Consider the following 23,649-nt stretch of genomic DNA (forward strand, 5'->3'; position numbering starts at 1 on the left):
ATTTTTACTTTTGCTTTCAGCAATTGCGCTGATGCTGCTTTGCTAAATCGATTTTTTGGTAAAATGGGGTCAAGAGCTTTCATGCACTGAATTATCGGTCACTTCGACTAACCAGGATTTCCCGAAGTCGTCTTCATCAACCGGAGCAAGTAGTGCTAAAGATGATACCGCTCCCAATACTTGATCTTCTCTCACCTCCAGGTACTTGTACAGCTCGTCCAACGTGCGATGCCCAGAGATTTCCTGAATCACTCTTAAGGGAATTCCGGCATTACTCATCGAGGTAAGTGCTGTGCGCCGAAAGCTGTGAGAGCTTATGCCTTCAACTCCTACTTTTTTGCAAGCGACTCGCAATATCCACAATGCCGAATCCCGGTGCAGGTGGTTATTGGCTCTTGAGTGGTCAGCATTTCCAGGGAACAGCCAAGGAGAATCATCACGCGGTTTATATGCTTGCAACCTGACTCGCAATTCTTGAATTACCGGGATGGCACGGGTAGCCAGTTTCCCTTTCGTGTTACCTTTGCGAAAGATGATTTTGGCTCTGACTTTTCCTTTGGCATCATATACGTCGCGCTTAAGCAACGTCACTGCTTCGTTCACTCGACACGCTGTGTAAAGCATCACCGCAAACAGCGCTTTGTCTCGTAGCGAGTCTACCCCCTGCGAGAACAGAAGTTGGATTTCCTGCAAAGACAGAATCTTTGCTTGACCATGCCTATCAATTTTCAAGGTTGCTGTCCCATCAACACCCCGCCCTGTTCTTATTATCCCAGTCCACGGGACAGGAATTGCTACGGGGTGCAATTTTCGCAGCTATGCAGATGAGCTTGAGTGGATAATGAGGGCCTTTGTTGTAAGTGAAAGGGAGATTAATTTTAAAAAACTGGATTTACAGAGCTAGACCATCATTTAAATTGCACAGAGTTAAAAAATCGAGCGTTTGGACACTAATTATTTAAAACTGACAAATAATTCTTTAATGGACAGTTGCGCTCCGTGCAATCGCCGCAGCTTTCACCTGAAAGCACCAGTTGTTGTGGTTAGCCAATATCAATATTGATTGATAACAATGCAGAAACGGCCGTTGGGACTTTACCGAATGGCAAGTTAGTTTTTGATGTCTGAAATTACAATGTGTTTTCAACGTGTAGGTACCTACCCAAGTAAGTGATCGCTTCATCTTCAGGCAAGTCAATTTTCCCGATTTGGGTTGTAAGGCACTTACCCGCTCATAAAGATACGAAAGTACGATCCAGATCCACGCCACACAACGATCAATTAAGAACAAGGCTGGGATCTTTTTTTTGTGGTTCCCCCTAAAAATACACTTCTAAAAGAAAAACCTAAAAATCGGTGAAAAAAATAAGCTAAAAATGACTTTATAGTTAATCAGTAATGCAACAGGTCAAAGAGCATACTCCTAACAGTTAAATACACAAATATTACAGGTGTAGGTTTGGGTTAAAGAAAAGGGACAAAGGTGCTTATTTTAATAAACTTGTACAAAATTCTTCCCTGCTTCTGTTGCTTTCTTTCATACCAAATCAAGCTTATCGGAATAGCCCGCTATTTAATCGCTATCACGCCATAAAACTATAGAGTCATTTTAAGTTTATTTTTTGAGAGTGGTTTGATTCCTCTATAAAAAATTCTTCAATAAACGGGTAAAACTTGCGTGCCAAAAACTCAAACTTTTCTCCGATTGATTCCGAACTTGTCCTGAATCAATTTTCAGGGTGAGGGAGATCCAAATAATAAAATGCTATGAGCCTAGCTTTCGCCCCGAACGCGAGTGCGTCTCCCTTTGGGAGAAGGGCGAAAGCGCCAGAAATATCCTTGATACGGCTGGGCATTTTATTACTTGTAAGTGCCTGAACGCCAAGATGCTCCCTGATGGGCGAAGGAACTTTAGGTGATTGCGAGTTAGTTTATCATGTCGTAAATTACACAGTCAAAAATAAAACTTTAACATCGAACAAAACCCCCGTGCTGTATCATGATACTTGTCTAGGTAAACGAATAAGCTTATGTTAGGTTCATTTAGCCTATTTACCTAGATGAGTATAATGCAGAAAGTTTTACTGCATAGCGCTGCCTACAGTAATAATAATTGCGTAATACAAGGTGTTTTAGATTACAAAAATACAGTTATACAGAGGGCATAAGGGAAGGCACAGACATCGTATGGCATGGTGTTCTGCAAATTCCCGCTCCTTTTAACACCCTCGATCTTGGCTCATATAAAGGATTAGTTTTTCAGAATCATAATTAAGTTTTTGCCGACCAATGGTCGGCAAATTGCGATTTTCATAGAGCGATCAGCTACGCTCTTGCGGTTACGCCATCCCTTAGTATAAGCATGAAGTAATCAATGACTGCAAAACTTAAGTATAAAAAACTACAAAACTTTGCTAAATAACTGATGTGCGTGAGCAAAACTATTTACTGGCTGAATTAACTTAGAAACGGCGATCGCTGTTGACTGCGCTGCTCACATCAAAAATTTTGGGTTTCACTGTTCCCTCTGACCCCAAACCAAGAGAGGCTGTTGGGGTTGTTGTTAGACCAACTGGGGTTAAAGTTAACTTACCGCTTGCAGGGGGCAAGGGGTCAACAAGTTAAATTATTTTCTTTATCTAAGAAAGAATAAGACAATACTTGCGTTGGTTGGTTGTGGTGGAGATGGAGGAAGTTGCCGCGACTGAACTGCGATCCAAGGAAGCGACTGTGCCTGATGTTTACGATTGCGTCTTCTTCCATTCGTCTAATGTTAAGCAAGTTTTCCCAGTGGGTATTAATCCTGTGGTTGCTGACACACCAAAATTTTTCAGCGCATAATTTTCTACTTCTGCGTCCTTGAAGGCAAGTTCTACTACTGTTTGTTTTTCCTGCTTTGACAGAGCTTCAATCTTCACGTTTGCTGCGGTAGGAACAGCATTCGTTTTATCTCTGGTGAAATTTTTTACATTATAAAATTGCTCTTGTCCTGGCTTACCTGAGTTCAAGCATCCTTTAGACTTGACAAACAATCCTGTAGCCCAATAGCTATTAACAAAGTGTTGCTTATTAACAAACTGCACCCCATTAGCTGCCCAGACGTAAACGGGATCAACATATCCTTTAGTTTTGGGAATTTTAGTTTCGCTACATCTTACTCCATCCCGAAGACGACTTCTATAATCTCCGCATACCTTCCAAGTTATTCTATATAAGTTAGGTGTCTCTTCTACATATTGCCTTATTTGCTCCTGTACTTCCTTATCTTTTTGGCTTTGCTCATCAGTTGCCGCCGCATAAGCCGGTTTTAAGTCATTCTCTGCCTGAGCAACCAAGTCTGTTTCAGACTGGCAAGCTCCTAAGCATAGTGCTACACCTATTGAAACAAGTGCTGTAAATATTTTTCTTGTACTCATAAATACTCCAACAAATGATTATGAAAATTGTAAGAATTCAGCACCCAGAAGTCAGAAGCCAGAATTTAAAAGCAATGAGCGTATAACTCTTCTATTGATTGAAAAGAATTCACTCTTCTGCAACATTCTGGCTCCTGACTCCTGAATTCTGACTCCTGACTGAAAATTAATTCCCAATTTCCTTGCTTGACCAAATATCTACTTCTAACAAATGCTGAATTACAAGCTGCAAGTATTATACATATTTGTTCTATACATGCACTCAAGTTTTAACAGTTTTTAGTGATGATGCAAAACATGGTGAGGTATCGAAGGTAAAGTTCAATTTATGGAGAGTAGGGATACTTAAACAATTCGCAATTCGCAATTCGCAATTCGCTTTTTCGCAATTTGCAATTAAGTTTTGTAACGGGGATTTTAATTAGGCAGGGGACTTAAACCCCCAAACTTTGTTAAAACTAATTTAGATATTTCACACCATAAAACTAGCGAATAGTCAATCCCCCCTATTTGATACTTACTGAAGAGTTTGCACAAAGATTTATACTAATTAATGATTAAGGATGTGATTATATCAAGCACAAAGACTGATAATACAAGAAAGAGATTTTTATCTACGTAGATTATTGCTGTTAGAAATGTTTATACAGTACTACAGTTCTGTTTTTTTCCGTACCAGAGTACGTGGATTTTGGGGTTGACTTATTCAAGAATGTGCCTATCCCTCAAGATATCGTTCAGGAGAACGAAAGCAGATGCGTACTGACTACGGATACCCAGATTTTGCTGCTTCACCAATAGGAACACTTTTACCTGATTCTAAGAATGACAGGGCGAAAAAAGGCACACTCACACTCATGGGTGTGACTGGTGTGTTGATGATAGCAGAGATGTCCGTCCACAATATATTGATGGGTGGATTTATGATTGCGTCTGCCATCGTCATTGCCTTGCCGAAACAGTCACAAGCATTATTTACTAACTTCGATAAAGTACAACGAAAGTATGGAGTTAATCTCTATGCTGTGTTGTTTGCGCTGTTAGCAGTAATTTGCCTAATTGATTTTGCGGCGGCTCCAGCTAATGCTCAGTTCTTCAATAATGCTCAAACTTGGATGACCACCACTTTTGGTAATGCCGGCAATGGACAAACAGCAGCAGTTATCGCGCTTTTTTTCAATGTATTGAGAGCTTTATTCCTATTATATGTTGGGATCAGTCTAGTTCGGATTATTCAATCTGCACGGAATGATGAAGACTGGCAGACACTAGCAAGAACTCCATTAATCATAGTTATGGCAGTTTTTGTTGGAGATTTAATTACTGGCTTGATTGTTCAGTAAAAAAGCTTTTTCAGTTATCAGTTATTGATAAATACGTATTTGCATTAATAGCTGATAATTTTTTATTAAATCAATAAGTATGTCAGATAAACATGATTTTCGGACAGTAAATAGGATTTTAGGAGAAAGACCAAGGCTAGGTCCATTCCCTGCTGACCAAATATTTGCCTGGACATTAATAGCAGTAGTCAATGTATTTATCTTTAATTATCTACTGAAAACAAGTTGGTTAGGTACAGGATTAAGTATTGCTTGGGGATGGGCAACATGGTGGACAATTTCTACAAATAAAGACTTTTTCGGTAAGTTCGTTAGCGTCCCTCGGATTAGTAGGGATATATGAGATTTCAATCAATACAACAGAAACAGAAGTCGGAAGTCGTCAGAAAAATAAATTCTAAGTTCTAGTTAAATTTTAGTTATTGGTAAAGTTATGCCAAATTCTTCTAAGAAAGTTAAAGATAAATTAGGTAAAGTCGCATTAGAAAAGGAGCAGATTAGTGTTGTGAAAATGCTCACTCCCTTTGAAGATATTATCCATTTAGCGGGTATTTGCGACCTCAACTTAGGAGGTAGGCAGGGCGTAGGCGCATTAATTCTTAAAAAGGTGAAAATATTCAAATTAAATTCTGCTTTGATTGTTTAGGGATTCATCCGAATTTAGAATCATCGCAAATGCTGCCGATCTTTGAGGGGATAGAAGCGGGGCTAAAAGAAATTCCCGAAGGGGAAAACTTAACAATACATTTAGGTTCTTTTACGTCTGATTATCACCGACAAGAAGAACTGTCCAAGCTAGAGAGTAATTGTCAGATTGACCAATTAAAATTGTTAATACGTAGTGAAAGATTAAGGACTAAAAAACTAACGGAAAGTGGAGCTAGGAAGAATAAGTTTTTGAGACTATGGTGTACTTACACTGTTATTGATGACGATGAACGGTCTAAGGATTTTATAGAATCTCTGATTAGAAAATTAGAAAAGGGCTGGTTTCGCTTTACAGGTGAAATTCACGCCCATAACAATACTAGAATTGAAAATATTCTGCAAAATTCATTTAACGATGGATTTTTACAGTGGTCAGCTATCCTGGGCAACAAGATGAAGTTGGGGATTAGGGTTTTAAGTGCTGAAGAAATTTGGTCAACAATTTGGCAACAGCTTAATTACTCTACTCCTCCGGCAATCCCTAATCCATTAAAAATTGACCCAATAGATGGAATAGTAGAAACTCAGACGAGCGATTTTCACATCCGCCACCAGATGTTAGAGAATGAGGAGTCTGTGCCATTTTTCGATAGAAAATGGGTAAAACTACAAAATAAATATATTGGGGCGCTCAACTTCAGCCAAAAGCCAGGGGGGTGGTATGACGAGCAAGCTCAATTGCGATATCTGTGGGAGTTAATTTCTAGAGATAGTATTTATGATACCGAGGTTATTTGTCAGGTAACAAAGGCAAATCAAACTATCTCTAAAACAAATCTTCAACGCATTACCAAGCAATCAATTACCAGCACTTCTTTATCTACAGAGAAAGGAAATATTGATGTCAAATCAGGCATGAATATTGAAGAAGCGGTAGAGGCGCAGAAGACAATATATAAAGGTAGTGTAGTAGTGCATACCGCAGTTGCTTTTCTTGTCCACCGCCCAACCCCACGGGAATTAGACGAAGCTTGCCGATATCTTGCCAGCTATTTCTTGCGTCCGGCGGTAGTTGACCGGGAGATTGAATACGCCTGGAAGACATGGTTGCAGTGTTGCCCATTTGTTTGGGAGCCGTTGTTAACCAAGCCTTTTAACCGCCGACTGCCATATTTTAGTTCGGAAGCACCAGGGCTGATGCCATTGATTAGGACTGCCACAGGCGATCGCACTGGCTTTGAGCTAATCGCAGAAGAAGGCGGCACACCAGTACATCTAGACTTGTACCAGAATCATAAGAATTTGGCAGTCTTCGGCGCAACTCGTTCAGGTAAATCAGTGCTGGTGGCAGGTATTCTTACGCCGGCGCTTGCACAAGATATTCCGGTAGTGGCACTAGACTATCCCAAACCAGATGGTACATCCACTTTCACCGACTACACCAATCTGCTGGGTGAAAATGGGGCATACTTTGACATCTCCAAAGAATCAAACAATCTTTTTGAACTTCCTGATTTGCGCTCTCTGGATGCAGAACTGAGAAATGAGCGATTGAACGATTTTAAGGAATTTCTCAAATCAGTGCTGATGACAATGGTGATGGGGACGAGCATGATTGGTGTCAGTCCAACGATTACCACCAATATTGAGTCAATCATTGCTTTAGCTTTAAAAACATTTTTTAATGATGATGAAATTAAATCACGCTACAAGTCAGCAATACAAAATGGATTTGGGACTCAATATTGGAACGAGACTCCGACACTCAAAGATTTTTATAATTTTTGTTCTCCAGCTTTCATACAATTAGATTCTATTGCTAGTAAGAGTCAAGAGATTTCCGAAGCCTTAGAGCAAATCAGGCTGAGAATAAATTATTGGTTGAGTACCAGGGTAGGACAATCAATCTCACGCCCATCCAGTTTTAGAACTAATGCCAAATTGTTAGTATTCGCTTTACGTAATTTATCGAGTGAAGCTGATGCTGCCATACTCGCTCTTAGTGCATACTCTGCGGCATTACGTCGTGCATTATCATCAAAAGCTTCGATCTTCTTCCTTGATGAAGCGCCAATCTTATTCCAATTTGATGCGATAGCTTCGTTAATTGGGCGATTGTGTGCCAATGGTGCGAAGTCTGGTATCCGCGTCATCATCTCTGCCCAAGAACCAGAGACTATATATCAGAGCGCATCTGCACAAAAGATATTTGCCAATATCACCACACGTTTAGTAGGCAGGATTCAATCATCAGCTGTTGACCCGTTTATTGTTCGCTTTAAATATCCTATTGAAATCATCAGGGTCAACAGTACAGAAGCTTTTTATCCAAAAAAGTCGGGGATTTACTCACAATGGTTGCTTGACGATAACGGCAAGCTAACTTTCTGTCGCTATTATCCTGCGTACTGTTTATTAGCCTCAGTTGCTAATAATCCAAATGAGCAAGAATTACGCAGTTTGTTTCTCAAGCACTATCAAGATAATCCTCTACTTGGGTTAGTCAAATTTAGTGAGGATTATATCAGAATGATTCGGGGGGAAGAGTTATCAGAATTAGCGAAGAATTTACTTTCAAAATCACATACAAGACAGGTAGCTTAAATGAAAAAGCGGACAATTGGGGTAATACTTTCTGCTACAGTTGGCAGTTTATTGATAGCAGCACCTAGCTATGGCATCAGCATCAACGATTTTTTTAGTTCTATCGTATCGGATCTTCAAGGAGAAGTTTCGGAAATTCAAGCATGGGCCAAGGGTGAGATTAACAGTGCTTGGGGTGACATCAAAGAAAATGCTAATGCGGCAATTGATAGTTCTATTGGACAATTGGGTGCGCCTGACCCAATTGCTTCGGCTGAACAATTGAAAAATACGCTCAAGGATGATTATTCTTATGCTGTCGCCCAAGAAAAAGCACAGAAGCTAGAGCGTGAATTGACGCTTGGCTCGATTGCCAGCGTGATTGGAAAAAAAAGGACAGCAGCAAACTCAAGAAAAAATTGATACTACTGCACAAATCGCTAAACTTGCAAAAGGTATTGCTGATGAGGCGCAGAATATGGACGCTTCTCAGAATGTTCTCAAAGCGATCGCGTCTCAGAACGGCTTAATTGTGTCAATGTTGGCACAGCAGCGTACTGATTCTTTATTAGCCCGACAGGACAATGCTTACTCTAACTTGATGCTAACGCAAGTAGCGGAGCATCTTGATTCCCAAAGGCAAAAGGAGAACTCCGAAGAAGATGGCAGATTGTCTTTAGTGCATGAAGTGGTACTTAATGCACGGCTAGATCCTACTTCTGCTGACTGATTAAAAGGGTATAGAAACACAGTAGGAGGTAAAGTTACAAGAGCTTTTCCTTCCTACACAAACAATCAACTAGCGTTCAAATGTCTGACAAAATTACTGTATTGAGCAAGGATTCAAATCATGTTTTTACTAGCCAAACTAGATGGTGGTGATTTAGCTGATTTAGCAAAAGAAAATGCAGCTTCAATAGCTCAAGGATTTGATGAGCTTTGGAACGAAACTATTACAGGTGGTGTTTATTCAGCAATTTGTACAGTCGGAGCTTTATTTGCTGTAGCAACACTAACTTTCTTCGTCGTTGAATGGACAAAAAAAATGATGGCGGGGGAAGAACAAAGAGCTTATACAGACTTTATTTGGCCGTTAATAGTAGTTCTTTTGCTCAGTAATAAGGGGGATGTACTAGGAAAGTCAACTTTGGGGATTAGAAACTATATTAATAATGTAAATAATATAGTTCTTAGCGAAGCGGCGGCAGGAATTGACCTTAAGCAAGCATTTGAAAGTGCATTGGGAACTGAAGCAGCACGTAGCGCTATTGGTATTGCTGTAAATAAATGTAGGAATTCATCTTTAAGTCAACAAGAACAAATTAACTGTTTGGCTCAAGCTAAAGAAGATTTAACCAAAAAATATCCAGATAAGTTTAACAAAAATAATGGAGCTTTTTCTTGGTTTATAGATGCGGTTGATGGCGCTATCGATGCTTTTAATGATGTGAAAGATGGAAAAGCAAATGGAATCGATTTAATGTTGTCTCCCATTAATGCTTTTGTTGGGTCTGCTGTTACTGATATAGTTACGATAATTTTAGTCGGGATGAATGGGGCTTATCAATGGGGAATTGAACTGACTATGCTTGTAACAGCACTTTTGGGCCTGTAGCTGTTGGTGGTTCTCTGCTACCTTACGGAGCTAAATCAATTTACAGTTGGTTAGTAGGATATTTCAGTGTAGGTTTTGGCAAGCTCTGCTTCAATATCATAGTTGGTTTCGCCGGGCAATTAGTCGCTGAATCTAAATCTTATCAGCCAATGTTCTTCCTATTTACAATTGGTATAATTGCGCCATTCTTAGCTACAGGTTTAGCGGCTGGTGGTGGCGTTTCTGTTTTAGTTCAAATTAATAAAGCTGCTGAAAATTACAGTGGGATTGCCATTGAGGTTGCTAAAGGTGTTGCTACTAAAGGTGGTAGTTTAGTCGGGAAATTAGCTAAATAAAACCTATGCTGAATCAAAAAAATAAAACTCAACCCAGAGAACCATTGCAATTACTTAGTTACAACAAATATGTAACAACAAGAGTTGGGATAATTTCTCTAGCTGGGTTTTCAATGGCTGCGCTTTCTCTGTTATTACAATTTCTAAATTATGGAGCAATTAGTGTTTTAAATAAAAAACAATTGGCATTAGTACAACTCTCATCAGGAGATACCATTACAGCCAGAGCAGTAGACCCAAAAGAACGGTCTGATGAAGTAATTAAAAAATTTGTTTCTGATACTTTTATTGAAATGCTTAACTGGGATGGTTTAGTAAGAACTTTTAATGAAAAAGGCGAACCTATTACTAAACAAGATACTGGGGTAGAAGTAGGCAGACTTGATAAGAAATCTAATAGCCGAGTCACAAGTAAAGCTTATGAAGCTGCATTTGCTTTGAGTGAAAATGGAGGATTTAGAGCCGCATTTCTGAAAAAATTAGCCTCAATTACTCCCACGAGCATATTTAATGGTGATACGCAAGTATCTTTAATCCCTAGATTTATTTCACAGCCACGGCAACTCAAAGATGGTCAATGGGAAATAGATTTTATTGGTACGCTCGTAACTTTTGAACGTAGTGATAATTCGGGCAAAGGGATTACTTTTAATAAAACCATTACACTTTCATCAATTTCTAATCCAGAGTATATCCCAGCTAATACTAGCGAACTAGCTAAGAAAATCTATGCAGCCCGTCGCGCCGGATTAGAAATTACCGAAATTGTCGATTTAGATTTTGGCAAAAGAAAATGAGTGAAGAGAATAATAAAAATGGGTCTGTATCGACTTTAGAGGATTTGCTCAAAATAGATGATGCTAATAAAAGTAATGGTAATAAAGCAGCAGAACCGGAAAGTTTATTAGTACCGACTAAGCACACATTTGTCACTTCTCCTTGGTCAAGACTAGCAATAATTGCTGTCCCTTTTGGAGTTGGATTTTTAGCTATATTTTTGATGCTCAATGGTGTTTTCAATCCCGCACCAGCACCAAAGATTGCTCAAAAGCCAGGGGAAACTATTACTGCTACAGAACAAACACAAGATGATGAGGGGGATGGTGACGCTCGTGCAAAACTAGCTCTGTCGGATCAAGAAGATGAGTTAGGTCGTATTAACAAAAATAAAAAAGACCAACCTGCGCCAGTACCAGTTTCTCAAACTGAAAAGGTCGTGCCATCTAGCCCACCATCTCCACAACCTGCGCCACGGACTGTTCAAAATACACAACCACGTCGCGTAACTCAGACTACACCACAACCGATTAGAACCTACACTCCGCCACCAACAAGCACGAGTTTTTCTCCAAGACCATCTATATCTGCACGGACACTCACGCCCCTAGATCCCCTTAAGCAATTGAACAAACTTCGTAGCATCGGTTCTTATGGCAAAATCGCCTACACCGAAACTAGCACCAGTAAACAATCTTCATTAGATCCATATCTTGCTCAAGCTCAAGCAATTCAAAATCAACCGAATGAACAAACAGATACAAACAATTTTGACCAAACCACGCCGCAAAACTCAAGCGAGTCGATTGAAAAGATCCGCCCCAGGTGGCAAGCGACTTCTAAAGTTAACAAGATTACTTTAGCTAACAATTATTTACCTCAAGAAAGCCAAATTCTCCAAGGTAAACAAACTCGTTATTTGACAGTTGGCTCATTTGCTAGTGGTGTGATTGTTACCCCATTAGTTCAAACCACAGTTAATGGTTCAGGAAAGACACAAACACCAACCTCTAATAACACTAAGTCTATTGCTAGACTGCAAGAGGATTTACGCGATAACTATGGGCAAGTGGCAATCCCTTCGGGTAGTTTATTGGCAGTCGAGTTAGCTTCAGTTGATGGCGGCAGTTACGCTGTTGCTTATGTCAGAGCGATCATCAAAGATAATACAGAATATCCTATTTCTGCGGGTGCGATTTCCGTGACAGGAGTTGGTGGTAGACCCCTAATAGCTCGAAGATTTCAGGACAGGGGTGGCGAGATTGCCCGTAGTGACTTGTTTGGTGGCGCTGTGTCTGCATTAGGGAAGGTTGGGGAGATTATGAACCAACCGGATAGTGAAGAAGAAATTTCTGATGAATTCACAGGCAGGATTCGCAAACGTAGTAGTGGCAATCAGCGCAATCTCACAGGTGCGTTAATGTCAGGGTTTTTTGGTCAAGTTAGCCAAAACATCAGCCAACGTAATCAACGTAATACTCAAGAAATTACTTCTCGCCCTAATACTTGGTTTATTCCACAGGGAACCAAAGTCACTTTTAATGTAAATCGTTCTTTGGAGTTGCCATGAAAAGCGTAATTAACACAGTTACAAGCGGCACTCTAGCGTTGGCTCTCGCCGCGACTCCACTATCCACAATTGCCGCACCAGTCGTTCGCACCATCAAACAAACTCAAGCTAGTGGGACGCAGGCCAAACTACAAACTATCAACGTTTGGAATGGTCACGGTGTAGCAATTTCTTTCTATGAAATTGGCGAGACAATTAAAAAAGTCTGGTTAGATGATCCGTCGCAAATTCTGCTTGACACAGATGGTTGTTTAGAGGGATTGGATCAGAATTGCTCTAGCCCCGGTGCTGGGCTGATTCATCTGCGACGGATCAAGAGAATAAACATTCCCGGAATACCGCAAACATCTACCACTTTGTTAACAGTAGTTACGCAGTCATCCTCTGGTGAACGCAAGACTTACAGTTTTCGACTAGCAACAAGTAATGGCACTCCTAAATATAGTCAAGTGGCGATCAAGGCTGATGTGGCACGAGAACAAACAGTCCCGAAGCCTCAATTGCAATCATTAGTTAAAACACAGCAAACAATTAACCAAATTCGAGGCGGTATTGTTGTAGCTATTAAAAGTGGATGGATGAATCAGCAAGATGAACTACATCAACGATTGCAAAAGTTAATCGGTTATTTACAAGCAGGTGATGACATTTCTACTGCTGCTAATAAGGCTTCTGTTTCCCAAAAACTAGTTAATAAATTAATCGCTTTGAGTAATAGTTCTGTTGAAGAATTCAGAAGTCAAAAGTCAGGAGCCAGAATAAAGAACGTGGGAGACTTAAACTCGATTATTTATCCGCTTTTTCGTAGATAAATTATTCTGACTCCTGACGACTGACGTATGTATTCTGTTTGATAATTTAACACGGCGGTAATGGCTTATGAAATCATCTTTTCGCCTCAATGATAACGCCTTACGTTACTTCCTTTTTTTTGGTTTAGTAGGTAGCTTATTGATTCATAGTTTTATCAAGTATGGGCTACTCAATCAAACCATTGGGTTAATCATGCCCAAAGCCTCTGCACAAGTACCCGTTATCAATTCTCCTAATGGGTTGACTCCTGATTGGTCGCGTTTCAAATTCAGCGACATGATTATTTCTCTTAGTGGCAGTGTTACCTACCCAGGTACAAGAGGTACAGAAACAGAAACTAGAACCTGGGCAGCAGGACAAAGCATTAGCGAGTTTATGGAACTAGGAGATTTTGAAACACCTCAATTAGCAATAGAAAATTTAAATCTCTCAACCATAGCTTCAGTGCAAGGAATCAATTTAAGTGGGTTAACATTAGATGATTTTCAATTAACAAGATGGCAGACTTTACCATCTTTAACCAAAGCGATCCCTGGCTTAGGTAATAGAAATGTTACAAGTGTTAAACCTGTGAGCGATTTTTTGAGAAGATTTGGAATTACTGGGGCACAATAGGTAACGCCAGCCGAAATTCTCGTTTACGTGACGTTCAATTAGGAAGAGTAATAAATTTAAAAAATTACTCACTAACATCTATTTCCGACATTGAAAACACATCTATTAATAGATTTGAGAATTGGCAAGACTCCAAAATTAATGGGGTACCTGGACTATCAACTTTGACATGGGATAATTTGCCAGGGCTGGAAACACTCGACCTTTCATTTGTTGCCAAAGTTGATCTGCCATTGGGAGATATTGAAGCTAACCGTACCCGCTCCATATCTGGTAGCTACCAAGATGGCTTTAACGTTCCCTGTCTACAAAACAATTGCGCTCATACGGAAATGTCCGGCATTGGTGAGACTACTGGAACACAGTGGATATCCGGGAAATTCCAAAAGGTTAATGGTGGATTTGGCATTTTAAAAGCTCTTAATGATGGTAAAGAGCCTACTGGTCGAAACCCCTTTGGTTCCAGCTTTAAGCAAGTTGTTTGGAATATTTATGAAGACAGTGGAAAGGTGGAGACTACTATGTTTTTCCGCATCTGCAAAACTATACCCTTCATTGGTCGCACTTGCAGTCCATACTTCATTGGGCCTGTGCCTTTTATTGAGTACCGAGAGAAAGACCCTATCGTTCTTGGTGAACCTAATTCTCTACCTTAAAATGAGCAAATCTTTCAAAATAAATAGCGCTAATCCTCAAGGATTTCGATTTGAGCAATTACAAAATCATAATGACGCAATTGGCAAGTACACTCACTCTCTTTTCACCCCCAATGGACTAACAGTTTTGTCCTTACTTGGTGCTTATATTTTGATGAGGGTATTTTTTGGCGATGGTAACAAGAAGAAAATTGCTACCTCTTATTGGGGTGGAGCTAAAGAAACTGCTACTGCTCAGAAAAAAGCCATCTTGCAAATCGTCAATCCCCAATGTGATAGTGCGGCACTTTACATTGGTAAGCATCAGGTAAAAGGTGGTGGCACTACTTTCTATATCCCTGATGTGCAACGGGGTACGGCAGTCATCGGCGCTCCCGGTAGTGGTAAAACATTCAGTGCCATCAACCCGATGATTTACTCGGCAATTGATCAAGAATTTCCATGTATAGTTTATGACTTCAAATACCCTTCTCAAGCGAAAGTTGCTGCCTATGCTAAATATAAGGGCTATGATGTTCACATCTTTGCACCGGGATTTCCTGAATCTGAAGTTTGCAATCCTCTAGATTTTCTTCGGGATAGTAGTGATGCCGAATCGTCCCGACAAATTTCCACTGTCATCAATAAGAATTTTCGACTTTTGGGCAATTCAACTGAAGATGGGTTCTTTGGCCCTTCAGGGGATCAGCTGACTCAGGCAATTCTGATGTTAGCTAAAGAGTTCGGTCAATTCGCAGATGTTATGACTTGCGCCGCGATACTTTCTAGCGAACAAATGGTCAAACGCCTGATGGCTGCCTCTCTCAATCCTTGGGTGAAAATTGCCTTTGGGCAACTGTTCAGTTCTGCTGCATCTGAAAAAACTGTTGCAGGCATTGTTGCTACCGCCAGTATTATGTTCACTCGCTTTATGGCGAAAAACACCTTGGGCTGTTTCATCGGTAAGACAACTTTACCTTTGGAAATTAAAGGAAAGCAGATGATTATCTTTGGGTTGGACAGAGAACGCCGAGATGCAGTAGGGCCCCTGATGACCAGCATTTTACACATGACCATCGCCCGTAACATTGCCAAAAAGCGACTTGATCCACTGATCGTTGCACTGGATGAATTACCCTCGATTTACTTACCTGATTTATATAGGTGGCTCAACGAATCTCGCTCTGAGGGCTTCTGCGGTATTATCGGCTTCCAAAATATGGGGCAGCTTGAGAAGAACTACGGTAAGGATATTGCTAAAGCTATCCTTGGCGCTTGCAGCACTAAGTTTATATTCAATCCTGGTGAGAACGAGTCGGCGCAATTATTCTCCAACTTCTTGGGTGATGAAGAGATTAAGTACAAGCAAAAAAGCCGTTCTACTGGTAGTAAAAATAATAGCACGAGCATCAGCGACCAAGAAAAAACTAGAAAGCTTTTTGAATCGGCTCAATTTCTGAAGTTAATTGCTGGTAAATGCGTTTTCATTAACCCTGCTTATGCTAATAGAAAGGAGGGGTCTGTTCCTTTACTCAAAACTATCAAAATTTCTCAAACCCTCAAAAATATTGATAAGTACAATCAACTTAAATGGGCGAGAATTGTTAGTTTACTGGCTAGGAAGAGTACACAGAAATTTCCCTCTGAGCAAGATTTAGCTTTGCGAGTTAAGCAAGTCGAGCAGCGTTTTCCAATTCCCGACAATCCTCAAGCTGTTTCTAATAATTCTAGACTGACATTCAAAGAAGTCGGCAGCATGATTAATCAAAACAAATCTGACAGTGGAATTTGATTGTTATGAAAATGACTATTGAAGAATTAAAAATTAATAATTTTGAACTAATTCAAACACTATCTCAAGAAAAAATTTTGGCGAATGGTAGTTTTATTGATATTAGTCTGCCTCCCCTTCAAATTATTCAGGAGTTTAAGACTTTATCTAAAACTAGACGAAAGCTGAGGAATTTGGGCATATATACTATCATCAGCTTAAAAAACACTTACATCCAACTAAATCAAGAATCTTGTCTGAAAATTGTTAACCAATATATTCACGGTATCGGCTGGCATGATTTGCAGTATATCTGTTTTTTAGATATTCAAAAGGGCAATATTTATATTCATATTATTTTTAATCGCATTACACCCCAAGGTAAGCTCATCGATATCAAATGCTTGGGGGCTAACTGGCAACAATATGAGGTTCTGCGCCAATCTTGTTCTCTCATCATCGACAACCCTGTTCATAACAAATATTTGCAAAGGCGATTCTGCAACTGTTGCGGTTAGACAAGAATGTAGAAAGGAAAGGAAAGGAAAAGCGAAAAAGAATGAATTTTAATCCGTTTACCCTTTACCTTTTACCCTTTACCCTTTACTCTGCTACACCCAAATAAATATGTTTGATGAACGACATTTGCAACTCACTTCCGCTTACGCTAGAGCTAGTCAGCATTTTATTAGAGCTTTTATTTATCCTTTAGGAGAGTTTATTTATAAATCAATCGAATCAGCTATTGATTTAAAATGTCGAATCGAAATAGGAGAAGAAACTTATTTTCTTACTCCTGATGAGGATGGTGGCTGGAAATGGTCTAAAAATAACTTTGAAGGTGTAACAGATGAGGAAATAGAACAAGTAGAAGAGATGATGGCATATTTATTGCCTAAACTTCTTCCCGGCAGTAATGATATAACACCGTCGAATTTTTCTCCTGAGCCTGATTTACCTCCAGTTTTACCTAACCCCAATTCCCCCTTAATTCTTCCGCCTTCTGCCACATCTGTTGAGTTTTTAACTATACAGATGTGGCAGAACACCCAGGAATATCTACCTATTCAAGACCAAGAAAATCTAGGTTTAAATGCTTCCATCCATAGAAATGTTTTTTTTACAGTTGAAAGCGCCAACAATGGCATAAGTAGTAAAAAACTTGAGCGACAAAATACTCAACATATCCCGCCTCACCCAGAACATATTGATCCGCAACATTGGCACGAACTCGTAGTAGGCAGCGCGATCGCACCAGATATTGCACATCTCAACTTCTCTAGTCTTCATTTTAGCTATGTCGGTGGCGAACATGAAGCTTGGGAACGGCTGATGATCAGCGACAAACTCTCACGTACAAATACAGGTAGCCTCTCTATTAGGCTTTTAGAACTCTATTCCCATCTAGATGCAGGTGGCTGGTGGTGTAATTCAGGAGTAGATCCGCGCACATTTGCTAATCTTACCCCTGGTGAGCAACCTCAAATTAAAGAATGGGGATGTTATAAGCCAAACCGCCCCAGACCCAAAACCGTGAAAAAAGATGGGTTCACTGTTGCGGTTGAAGGCAAGTTCATTAAATATGAGCATCCACCATCAGTTGATTTGAGTATTTTCTTACTAGATGTCCCAGGGGAAATTGCCCAAAATATTTACTCAAAAGCTGGAGTAAACCCCACCGATAGCGATCGCTTGAATGGTTTTTGGTATTGTGTGTATAAACACAATATCCCACTCGTCATTACAGAGGGGGCGAAGAAGGCGGCTAGTCTGTTAAGCCAGGGTCATGCTGCCATCGGACTACCGGGAATTTCCTCCGGCTATCGCTCACCTAAAAACGAGTGGGGCAAGAAAATTGGTGATTCCTATCTGGCTGATGAGTTAGCTGTTTTCGCAACTTCTGGTAGAGAAATCAAAATCTGCTTTGATTATGAAACGAAGCCTGAAACTAAGCTCAATATCCAAAGAGATATTTGGAAAACAGGAAGCTTATTACAAGAATTTGGTGCTGTCGTTAAAGTAGTAACGCTGCCAGGGCCGGATAAAGGTGTAGATGATTTTATAGTTTCACAAGGAAAAGAAGCTTTTGAAAAGTTATCTGCCGGGGCTATATCATTGGTGACAAGTTAAGGAAAAGGAGAAATTGTCAAGGGTGATATTTGTAGTGTTCAAAAATAGTGGGAAACTCAATCTAGACAAGTAATTGAGCGATTGAGACTTAGCCATGACCACCAGCAAAAAAACCAATAGAGACCATGCCAAAAAGAAACACAGACCAATGGTGGAAGACGAAGTAATTGCAGAGCAACTGGAAAGATTACTGACACCAGCGATTACAAATCAAGAAAATTACTACCGAAAACTAGGACTCAGGGAACGGATACTGAATTTACCATTGATGATGGCTGCGGTGCTGACCTTGTTATGGAGAGATGTAGCAGGAGTCAGGGAACTGACAAGAATGTTAGCCAGAGACGGTTTTCTGTGGTGTAATCCCACAAAAGTTAGTCAACAAGCAGTATCACAGAGATTTTTGACATTTCCATCAGAATTATTTGAAAAAGTATTTAAAGATTTATTGCCTAGTTTGAGAGCGGCTTGGCATAGTAGAAATAAACGTCCATTACCAGAAAGTATTCAGTTTACATTATTAAAATTCGAGAAAATTTGGATAGTAGACGGGTCAACACTGGAGGCATTGTTTAGGAAAATACAAAGTTTAGAGGAAGCTCAAAGAGGACAATTAGCAGGAAAGATGAGTACAGTCATTGATTTAATGACCAGATTACCTGTAGAAATTTGGTTTGAAGAAAATCCTAAAGCTTCTGATACTAAACTAGAAGAAAATATCCTAAATTTAGTTAGAGCCGGAACTTTACTCTTATTAGATAGAGGTTTTTATCACTTTAACTTTTGGCATCAATTAATCGAGAATAAAGTTGACTTTATTACCAGAATAAAGAAAGGAGCAGCAATCAAAGTAGAACAGGTGTTGACAGATAGTTATGGACTGCGAGACCGGAAGATACGTCTCGGTTCTGGCACTAAAAAGACTCCGTTTATAACTTTACGTTTGATTGAAGTAAGGTCGGGAAAAACATGGCATTCTTATTTAACCAGCGTCCTAGACCCTCATGTTTTACCCCCTTATGTAGTAGCAGATTTATATCGGCGGCGTTGGCGAATTGAAGATGCTTTTAATATAGTCAAAAGACTCTTGGGGTTAAGTTATTTATGGACAGGTTCAATTAATGGAATTAAGTTACAAATTTGGGCGACGTGGTTATTTTATGCGGTTTTAGTAGATTTAGGTGATGCCGTAGCGGATGAACTCTCTCTACCCTTTGATGAAATCTCATTAGAAATGATTTATCGTGGTCTTTACCATTTTACAATGGCTCATCAAAAAGGTAACACAACAGATACTATTAAGTATTTTGCTGACCCTCAAAATCGAGATTTAGGTATTATCAAACAGAAGCGAAAACCAAACGTTAAGTTAATTGTCGCTCCTTTTCCTGATCTCCAACGAGGGTCTGACCAGTTTTTTTTCAGCGATTCTCTCAAAGCCTCTTGACAAAAGACTTACAGCTTTAACTTGTCACCAATGGGGCTATATCTCTAGAGGAGTGGCATCAAAATCAACTTGATAGTTTACGTTTTACTATCAAGCTCAAGGATGGCACAGTCAAAACCATTGCTCAACAAAAAGGAGATTTTACTGTGACAGATGCTCCCGAATTAGAACCAAACATGAATGTATTTCACAAGAATCGTCGTCAACCATTTGTTGACCCTGGTTCACAAATTATAGATATAAAAGTTATTGATTCAGACATTATTCATTTAGATGTTGCCCCTGAGCCAGCCCAGTCAACTGAAACTGCTGTAACTAGTTCTTCTTGGGCTAAAAAAGAAAATGTTACACTTTATGAGCCTAATTTTTTTAGAAAGCGCTTAGAAGCTAGTGAGAATAAACAAATAGCTTTTGCTGCTTATACTTTGTTAAAAAAATATGGTGTTGAGGCTAAAGATGAACAACAGCAGACCAGTTGCAAAATCTACCATGCTGATGCTTTTGTAATTAAGAATCATGGCGCTGATAAATACAGTATCTATCGTCGTCATGATGATGTAGAGTTAATGACTTTTCAAGCTGATAAATGGGGACACGTAGGCAATATTAAACTTTCTTACACAGAAATAGAGTCTGAGCCAAAAATTTGGAGAGAAAAACAAATTAACATTCTGCCTATTGAAAGGCAGGAGTTTTTGTTAGTGGCTGACTACCTGAAAGCTGGTAAAGAATTGCCCTCTGTTGATGAAGACCCTCGCAAAATAGCCTCTGTCGTTGGTTCAGTCTCTCCTAAAGGCACACACAATATTTTAGAAAGTTTCAAAGAAAACGAGGTATTAAAAATTCTCACACAAACTATTACTAGCTTCGAGAAAGACGACTTAACCTTGGGCAATTACCGGATTCTTTTTCGGCAAACCAGTGACAATACATCTACTCTGCAATTACTCAAAACTGAACACAATGGTACAAATCGGGAAGCTGTTCGCTTTCAGTTTGAGAAAACTGACACTGGGATGACTCATCAAGCCCAAGCGATGGCTATCACTGAAGCTGATTTGGAGAAGTTAAGACTGTTGGCACAAAAACTGCATATTAATTACAAAGCATTATTTGGCAACCCGACAGATACCCGTGACATTGATTTGCCTGTTCATCCCGAAATTACCCGTAATTTAGACGAGGAGCAATCATATCAATCTACTCAATCTACGCCTAACGTACCAGATCGCAAGACACAATCAAACCCACAAGGAGCAAGCTCTAATTCTCCAAAACAAGACAACGCTGTGCTACCACTACATCCAGTTTTGAAACAATATTGGGAGCAGTTAGAAAAAGATGGTTCAAGTCATGAGACTGTAGCGCAAGGACATTTAGAATTTCAATCTAAAATTCAGCAAACTGGAAAATTAACTGTTGGTGAACAGCGTGAACTCTACCAGCAGATTCAAAATCTTGCCTGGAGGGAGATAAATCACAATGGGCGTACTGATATTGTGCTTCCACCATTAGCTCACATTGTTAATGATTTGCGATCGCACGTTCTTACAGAAGCACAGCCACAGTTTTCTTCTGACCCAAAGCGTGATACACCCGTGTCTCTCCATCCTGACATCGCCTCTCATTGGCACGATTTAGAAACGAATAAAACTTGGTCTAGTGTTGCCAATCAGTACAACAACCCTTTACGGGAAAAACTTTCAAAAACTGGCAAGCTGACTATTGGAGAGCAACGTGAACTTTACCAGAAAATTCTCCTTCAAAGTCAATTCGAGCAGCACAACAAAGGGCAAACGAACATCTCACTCCCTCCTTTGAGTGATATTATTCAGGATTTGCTCAATACTCGTAGCCAGATTATTAACAATACTTATACGCCCAAGGTTGAAGTACATTCCCAAAAAGCTCACACTCCACAACGACCTACTACTAATTCACAGGAATTAGAATTGTAATACTTATGCAATCTAGCTCAGTAGCCGAAACCATCACTATCATCAACCGCAACAGTGGCTTTTCTGACAACCAATTGGCCTACAGACTGGCGCTGATGATGGAGAAACACCCACCTTCACCGTCAATAACCCCCGCACTAGACCCCACACAGCGCGAAAATATTATTGGTGAGGTGAGAAATACTTTATCTGTGTCCCGAAATGCTCAAAGTACTGAACCTGGATTTCTCACAAGTGAGAAAAAAATGCTTGGATTAGTCAAATTTAAGATGATTAAATTAATACATCATCAAAATACCTCCAGAACGTGGGCAACTCCAAGTAAAGACCGACCCCATTCAAGATACATACAATACATCAAAAATAATAAATACTGATAAAACTAACTTCTAATAATAAAAATTGATATGCCAATTTATGGGTTTAAACCAAGTAAAATAACCCTAAAAACCAGCTATTAAAAATAAAAATCAGTTATTACTTATGAATTAAATTAGGTCATTATCAGCCAGGGCAAGGTAATTGAGATAAACTCTTATAAACCATTGCGAAAATCTCTTTATAAGGGCAGGCACTACTAATTGCGATTAAAATTCGTCGTTTCCTGATAGTAATGACGGCTCCTAGCTTCAATAATTTTGTGCGTATAGTCTCAACAGTTGCATTTTTAAATTCCGTCTTTGCTAAACATTGTTCTCGTAGAGCATTCATCAAAATATAAGCAATAGACGCAAACCACAAACGTAATTGATTTCCTTCAAACGTATGGGTACTTGTTCTATCACTATGTAACCCGAGCTTTTGTTCTTTTAAACAATTTTCCATATTCCCGCGCGGGCAGTACTTTTGAGTATAAAGTCGCCCTGGCGGGATTTTATTAACAGGGAGCGAAGTGACTACAAAGCGAGTATCAACTTCTTTATGGCTATATTCAACTTTGGCGACAACACGACGATGACGGCTCCAACTATCTAGAGTTTGGTAGTCAAGAGAGCAATACCAAACTGAGTTATCAACAAATATTGCTGCGTCGTTCTTTAAATCTGGTGATGGAGGAAATAAGGTTTCAAAAAACTCGACTATATGTTTAATTTTTCCTGAATATTCTTGGGATGCGCGATACTGAATTGATTGAGATAGCTGGAGTAGCCTATTATTTTGAGCGAGTCCCAATACATAATAAATTTCAGTTTGAGATTCACACCAACTCATTATATCTTCTCTCGAATAAGCACTATCCCCACGAATAATAATTTTCACCTCTTTCCATCGTGAGCGGATTATTTTTATTACTCTTTGTAATTCTCCTAATCCTCCTTCCGCAGGGTCAACATTAGACGCACGAAGCTTTGCCGCAAGTAAATGTTTCCCGCAGAAAATATAAAGTGGCGCATAACAATACCCTCGATAATAAGGATTAAAAAATATTTTTTCTTGATTACCATGTACGGGGTCATCGGTAACATCTAAATCTAAAGTTATCTGTCGTGGCGGCTTTCGATAAGATTCTAAAAATAGCTCAACTAGGAGTGTTTCTATGGCTGATGCATCATGTTCAATACGGTGATATCGACTATCTGCTCTTGAAGAGATATCTTCTGGACAATGCTCGATCCGATTTAAGGTACTTTTTCCGGCCAGAGTAATTGGTTCTTGTTCTAAATTAATTGCTTTTCCTACTGCCAGTGCGAATATTCCATCATGGCGTAGAGTTTCATGGTCATTTACATCTTCATAGCCCATGATTAAGCCATATATTCTTTGTGCAATTAAGCCATTAACTGGATGCATAATTTTGTTTGGCTCTCGGTAATCTTTAAAACATGCTGCCAGCCGTGATGTTATTTCTCTTTTTCTATCTAGTTCCGCAATTAATGTTAATCCTGCATCAGATGTTACAGGCTCACTATTGAAATTAACTACAACTGGACATGACTTTACTTGTTCAAATATAAACTGTTCTGGTATACAATCGTTTTTATTTGGGGTCATA

Annotated in this window: 20 protein-coding genes and 1 pseudogene; 18 read left to right on the forward strand and 3 right to left on the reverse strand. The window is 39.6% G+C overall.

Annotated features, from left to right (window positions below; all coding sequences use genetic code 11):
- Nucleotides 1-69: 69 nt before the first annotated feature.
- Both GTQ43_RS35780 and GTQ43_RS35785 read right to left on the reverse strand, forming a co-directional pair.
- Nucleotides 70-732, reverse strand: a complete 663-nt coding sequence (locus GTQ43_RS35780) for a tyrosine-type recombinase/integrase (RefSeq protein ID WP_265277446.1) — start codon at nucleotides 730-732, stop codon at nucleotides 70-72.
- A 2,009-nt stretch (nucleotides 733-2,741) separates the two neighbouring features.
- Nucleotides 2,742-3,416: a hypothetical protein gene (locus GTQ43_RS35785; RefSeq protein ID WP_265277447.1), complete on the reverse strand. Its 675-nt coding sequence runs from the start codon at nucleotides 3,414-3,416 to the stop codon at nucleotides 2,742-2,744.
- 755 nt (nucleotides 3,417-4,171) lie between these two features.
- Between GTQ43_RS35785 and GTQ43_RS35790 the strand changes: the two genes are divergently transcribed.
- The 18 genes and pseudogenes from GTQ43_RS35790 to GTQ43_RS35875 all read left to right on the forward strand — a co-directional run bounded on the left by GTQ43_RS35790 (nucleotide 4,172) and on the right by GTQ43_RS35875 (nucleotide 22,033).
- On the forward strand, nucleotides 4,172-4,759 hold the full coding sequence (locus GTQ43_RS35790; RefSeq protein ID WP_104910129.1) for a hypothetical protein: 588 nt from the start codon (nucleotides 4,172-4,174) through the stop codon (nucleotides 4,757-4,759).
- 79 nt (nucleotides 4,760-4,838) lie between these two features.
- A complete protein-coding gene (locus GTQ43_RS35795; protein ID WP_265277448.1) occupies nucleotides 4,839-5,102 on the forward strand; it encodes a hypothetical protein in 264 nt (87 codons plus the stop codon).
- 90 nt (nucleotides 5,103-5,192) lie between these two features.
- Nucleotides 5,193-8,011 (forward strand): annotated as a pseudogene (locus tag GTQ43_RS35800) (hypothetical protein).
- Nucleotides 8,012-8,413 carry a hypothetical protein gene (locus GTQ43_RS35805; RefSeq protein ID WP_265277449.1) on the forward strand — a complete coding sequence of 134 codons (402 nt, stop codon included), beginning with the start codon at nucleotides 8,012-8,014 and terminating at the stop codon, nucleotides 8,411-8,413.
- Nucleotides 8,373-8,720: a hypothetical protein gene (locus tag GTQ43_RS35810; RefSeq protein WP_265277450.1), complete on the forward strand. Its 348-nt coding sequence runs from the start codon at nucleotides 8,373-8,375 to the stop codon at nucleotides 8,718-8,720. Before GTQ43_RS35805 ends, GTQ43_RS35810 begins: the two co-directional genes overlap by 41 nt.
- Nucleotides 8,721-8,840: 120 nt before the next feature.
- Complete coding sequence (locus GTQ43_RS35815) at nucleotides 8,841-9,605, forward strand: hypothetical protein (protein WP_265277451.1); 765 nt, start codon at nucleotides 8,841-8,843, stop codon at nucleotides 9,603-9,605.
- Between the two features lie 149 nt (nucleotides 9,606-9,754).
- Entirely contained in the window at nucleotides 9,755-9,940 is a 186-nt protein-coding gene (locus GTQ43_RS35820; protein WP_265277452.1) for a hypothetical protein, read from the forward strand.
- Between the two features lie 5 nt (nucleotides 9,941-9,945).
- Nucleotides 9,946-10,737 carry a hypothetical protein gene (locus tag GTQ43_RS35825; protein WP_265277453.1) on the forward strand — a complete coding sequence of 264 codons (792 nt, stop codon included), beginning with the start codon at nucleotides 9,946-9,948 and terminating at the stop codon, nucleotides 10,735-10,737.
- Nucleotides 10,734-12,287 carry a TrbI/VirB10 family protein gene (locus GTQ43_RS35830; RefSeq protein ID WP_265277454.1) on the forward strand — a complete coding sequence of 518 codons (1,554 nt, stop codon included), beginning with the start codon at nucleotides 10,734-10,736 and terminating at the stop codon, nucleotides 12,285-12,287. Before GTQ43_RS35825 ends, GTQ43_RS35830 begins: the two co-directional genes overlap by 4 nt.
- Nucleotides 12,284-13,099 carry a hypothetical protein gene (locus GTQ43_RS35835; RefSeq protein ID WP_265277455.1) on the forward strand — a complete coding sequence of 272 codons (816 nt, stop codon included), beginning with the start codon at nucleotides 12,284-12,286 and terminating at the stop codon, nucleotides 13,097-13,099. The genes GTQ43_RS35830 and GTQ43_RS35835 overlap by 4 nt, the downstream gene beginning before the upstream one ends.
- A gap of 67 nt (nucleotides 13,100-13,166) precedes the next feature.
- Nucleotides 13,167-13,715, forward strand: a complete 549-nt coding sequence (locus tag GTQ43_RS35840) for a hypothetical protein (protein WP_265277456.1) — start codon at nucleotides 13,167-13,169, stop codon at nucleotides 13,713-13,715.
- A gap of 164 nt (nucleotides 13,716-13,879) precedes the next feature.
- Nucleotides 13,880-14,371 carry a hypothetical protein gene (locus GTQ43_RS35845; protein WP_265277457.1) on the forward strand — a complete coding sequence of 164 codons (492 nt, stop codon included), beginning with the start codon at nucleotides 13,880-13,882 and terminating at the stop codon, nucleotides 14,369-14,371.
- 1 nt (nucleotide 14,372) lies between these two features.
- Complete coding sequence (locus GTQ43_RS35850; protein ID WP_265277458.1) at nucleotides 14,373-16,142, forward strand: type IV secretory system conjugative DNA transfer family protein; 1,770 nt, start codon at nucleotides 14,373-14,375, stop codon at nucleotides 16,140-16,142.
- 5 nt (nucleotides 16,143-16,147) lie between these two features.
- On the forward strand, nucleotides 16,148-16,639 hold the full coding sequence (locus GTQ43_RS35855; protein ID WP_265277459.1) for a relaxase/mobilization nuclease domain-containing protein: 492 nt from the start codon (nucleotides 16,148-16,150) through the stop codon (nucleotides 16,637-16,639).
- Between the two features lie 109 nt (nucleotides 16,640-16,748).
- Nucleotides 16,749-18,251, forward strand: coding sequence for a DUF3854 domain-containing protein (locus GTQ43_RS35860; protein ID WP_265277460.1), 1,503 nt, complete (start codon nucleotides 16,749-16,751; stop codon nucleotides 18,249-18,251).
- Nucleotides 18,252-18,399: 148 nt separating this feature from the next.
- Nucleotides 18,400-19,698: an IS4 family transposase gene (locus GTQ43_RS35865; protein ID WP_265273659.1), complete on the forward strand. Its 1,299-nt coding sequence runs from the start codon at nucleotides 18,400-18,402 to the stop codon at nucleotides 19,696-19,698.
- 146 nt (nucleotides 19,699-19,844) lie between these two features.
- Nucleotides 19,845-21,656, forward strand: a complete 1,812-nt coding sequence (locus GTQ43_RS35870; protein WP_265277462.1) for a hypothetical protein — start codon at nucleotides 19,845-19,847, stop codon at nucleotides 21,654-21,656.
- 5 nt (nucleotides 21,657-21,661) lie between these two features.
- Nucleotides 21,662-22,033 carry a hypothetical protein gene (locus tag GTQ43_RS35875; RefSeq protein WP_265277463.1) on the forward strand — a complete coding sequence of 124 codons (372 nt, stop codon included), beginning with the start codon at nucleotides 21,662-21,664 and terminating at the stop codon, nucleotides 22,031-22,033.
- Nucleotides 22,034-22,160: 127 nt separating this feature from the next.
- Here GTQ43_RS35875 and GTQ43_RS35880 read toward each other — a convergent pair whose 3' ends face one another.
- Nucleotides 22,161-23,648 (reverse strand): IS1380 family transposase, encoded by a 1,488-nt coding sequence (locus GTQ43_RS35880; RefSeq protein ID WP_265277464.1) that lies wholly within the window; start codon nucleotides 23,646-23,648, stop codon nucleotides 22,161-22,163.
- Between the last annotated feature and the right edge of the window lies 1 nt (nucleotide 23,649).

Origin of the sequence: Nostoc sp. KVJ3, assembly GCF_026127265.1 — a bacterium.
Classification (GTDB): Bacteria; Cyanobacteriota; Cyanobacteriia; order Cyanobacteriales; family Nostocaceae; genus Nostoc.

Coding starts and splice junctions, on each gene's coding strand:
- GTQ43_RS35815 (WP_265277451.1), top strand. CDS start 8,841: ATGTTTTTACTAGCCAAACTAGATGGTGGTGATTTAGCTGATTTAGCA.
- GTQ43_RS35820 (WP_265277452.1), top strand. CDS start 9,755: ATGTTCTTCCTATTTACAATTGGTATAATTGCGCCATTCTTAGCTACA.
- GTQ43_RS35835 (WP_265277455.1), top strand. CDS start 12,284: ATGAAAAGCGTAATTAACACAGTTACAAGCGGCACTCTAGCGTTGGCT.
- GTQ43_RS35785 (WP_265277447.1), bottom strand. CDS start 3,416: ATGAGTACAAGAAAAATATTTACAGCACTTGTTTCAATAGGTGTAGCA.
- GTQ43_RS35880 (WP_265277464.1), bottom strand. CDS start 23,648: ATGACCCCAAATAAAAACGATTGTATACCAGAACAGTTTATATTTGAA.
- GTQ43_RS35830 (WP_265277454.1), top strand. CDS start 10,734: ATGAGTGAAGAGAATAATAAAAATGGGTCTGTATCGACTTTAGAGGAT.
- GTQ43_RS35860 (WP_265277460.1), top strand. CDS start 16,749: ATGTTTGATGAACGACATTTGCAACTCACTTCCGCTTACGCTAGAGCT.
- GTQ43_RS35840 (WP_265277456.1), top strand. CDS start 13,167: ATGAAATCATCTTTTCGCCTCAATGATAACGCCTTACGTTACTTCCTT.
- GTQ43_RS35805 (WP_265277449.1), top strand. CDS start 8,012: ATGAAAAAGCGGACAATTGGGGTAATACTTTCTGCTACAGTTGGCAGT.
- GTQ43_RS35795 (WP_265277448.1), top strand. CDS start 4,839: ATGTCAGATAAACATGATTTTCGGACAGTAAATAGGATTTTAGGAGAA.
- GTQ43_RS35850 (WP_265277458.1), top strand. CDS start 14,373: ATGAGCAAATCTTTCAAAATAAATAGCGCTAATCCTCAAGGATTTCGA.
- GTQ43_RS35790 (WP_104910129.1), top strand. CDS start 4,172: ATGCGTACTGACTACGGATACCCAGATTTTGCTGCTTCACCAATAGGA.
- GTQ43_RS35855 (WP_265277459.1), top strand. CDS start 16,148: ATGAAAATGACTATTGAAGAATTAAAAATTAATAATTTTGAACTAATT.
- GTQ43_RS35825 (WP_265277453.1), top strand. CDS start 9,946: ATGCTGAATCAAAAAAATAAAACTCAACCCAGAGAACCATTGCAATTA.
- GTQ43_RS35875 (WP_265277463.1), top strand. CDS start 21,662: ATGCAATCTAGCTCAGTAGCCGAAACCATCACTATCATCAACCGCAAC.
- GTQ43_RS35865 (WP_265273659.1), top strand. CDS start 18,400: ATGGTGGAAGACGAAGTAATTGCAGAGCAACTGGAAAGATTACTGACA.